General features: G+C 73.9%; 2 protein-coding genes and 1 pseudogene. All 3 read left to right on the top strand.

The window, feature by feature from the left end; genetic code table 11:
* Positions 1-315: pseudogene (locus QMK34_RS47275) on the top strand (hypothetical protein); the annotation flags it as partial.
* A gap of 24 nt (positions 316-339) precedes the next feature.
* A complete protein-coding gene (locus QMK34_RS47270) occupies positions 340-1,152 on the top strand; it encodes a ferredoxin (protein WP_326421591.1) in 813 nt (270 codons plus the stop codon).
* Positions 1,149-1,945 (top strand): NAD(P)/FAD-dependent oxidoreductase (locus tag QMK34_RS47265; RefSeq protein ID WP_326421590.1); only part of this gene is annotated, 797 nt, incomplete at its 3' end. The genes QMK34_RS47270 and QMK34_RS47265, both read left to right, overlap by 4 nt.

Here is a 1,945-nt window from a genome sequence, read left to right as displayed (position 1 = left end):
GCGTACGGCTCGCTGTTCGGCCTCGCCTCCCAGGTCCGGGCCAGCACCCGCGACGACGACGTGCGGGCGTTCGCCCAGGCCGCGGTCGACACCTTCCTCCGCCACATGACGCTGCTCGAAAGCACCGGCGTCGCCGAGACGACCTCCCTCATGGTCGTGCCCGACGGCGGCAACTTCCTCGGTGCCGGTGGGCTCGCGCTGGGTGGCGCACTCGCCGGTCTCACCGCCGCACTGACCTTCTGGCTGGTGCGGCTGCTCGGTTCCCCCAGCAAGTTCGGGTCCCCTCAGGAACTCGGGCACCCCTCGAAGAAGTGACGCCCTGCCCCGGAGGTCCTTTTCATGCCGCTCTCTCTGCTCTCGGTGGTCCCCACCCCCTCTCCCCATGACAGCGGCGTCCGGGAGATCGCCACCTTTTCCGGCCGCGTCGCCTACGTCACCCTGTGCCTGGCCCTCGCCTGGGGGGTGCTCGCCGCGACCGGCTGGATCCAGCGCACCACCGGCCACCAGACCCTGCGTGGCGGGCACGTCGTGCTCGCCACGGTCGCGCTGGCCACCGGGCTGCTGCACGCCCTTTCGTTCCTCCTGCTCGACGACGACTCGCTGACCGTGCTCACCCTGATCGTGCCCATCGACGACCTCGGCCACGCGTTCGGCGTCGTCGGGATGGAACTGCTGATCGCGGTCGCCGTCGCCGCCGGGCTGCGCCGCGTGATCCACGAGAACCGGCTGCGGTTCCACCAGGTCGGCTACGTCGCCGTCGCGCTGCTGGTCATCCACGCCTGGTTCGGCGCCGTCGCGGGCGGCCACCTGGCCGTGGTGTGGCTCGGCGGGATCACCGCGGTCGTGCCCGCGCTGCTGCTGAGCGTGCTCCGGCTGCTGCCGCCGCACGTCCTCGTCCGGATCGGCCTGCTCGGCGCGACCCCGGAGGACCCGCCGGTGTTCGGCGGCGCGGGGAAGCTCCAGGTGCGGGTCGACGACAAGCTGTGCCACCGCTACGGCGTCTGCCAGGCCGAGGCGCCCAAGGTGTTCCAGCTGCACGGCGACGGGCTCGAGTACGTCCGGCGGCCCGGCCGCGCGCAGGTGAGCCAGGCCGAGGCCGCCGCGAGGGCGTGCCCGATGCGGGCCATCACCCTGCAGGAGGCGGGCCGATGACCGAGCGGATCGTGGTGGTCGGGGCCGGTCTCGCCGGGCTGCGGGCCGCCGAACGCGTGCGCGAACTGGGCTTCGGCGGCGAGCTGGTGATCCTCGGCGCGGAGCCGGGCATGCCGTATCACCGGCCCGCGCTGTCCAAGCAGGTGCTGACCGGGGAGATCGAACCCGCGGGCACCCGGCTGGCCGCCTTCGGCGACGTCGACGCCCAATGGCGGCTCGACACCGCGGCGGTCCACCTGCAACCGGGCAGGCAGGTCCTCCACCTGCCGGGCGCCGAGGAGCTGCGCTACGACGGGCTGGTCATCGCCACCGGCGTCGAACCGCGGCGCCTCGCGGAGGTGCCGCACGGGCATCCCCGGGTGGTCGTGCTGCGGACCCTGGCCGACGCCGTCACCCTGCACCAGGGCCTCGCCGGGACGACCGGCCCGGTCGCGGTGCTCGGCGGCGGGTTCATCGGCTGCGAGGTCGCCTCCAGCCTCCGCGCGATGAACCGCGACGTCGCGATCATCGACCGCTCGCACACCCTGCTCGGCGACGAGCTGGGGGCGGAGGTCGGGGCCCGGCTCACCGCGGTCCACGCGGCCCACGGCGTCCGGCTCGAACTGGGCACCTCGATCCGCCGCTGGCGGCTCGAACCCACCGGCCTCGGCATCGAGCTCATCGACGGCCGGACCCTCGAGGTCGAATGCGCCGTGGTCGCGCTCGGCACCGTCCCGGCCGTGTCCTGGCTGCGCGGCGCGAAACTCCCGCTCGACGACGGCGTCGTCTGCGGCCCGACCTGCCACGTGCTCGG

Origin of the sequence: Amycolatopsis sp. H20-H5 (genome assembly GCF_035828755.1) — a bacterium.
Taxonomy (GTDB): Bacteria; Actinomycetota; Actinomycetes; order Mycobacteriales; family Pseudonocardiaceae; genus Amycolatopsis.
Note: the sequence above shows the minus strand (reverse complement) of the source record. Positions and strands in the feature narration are given on the sequence as shown.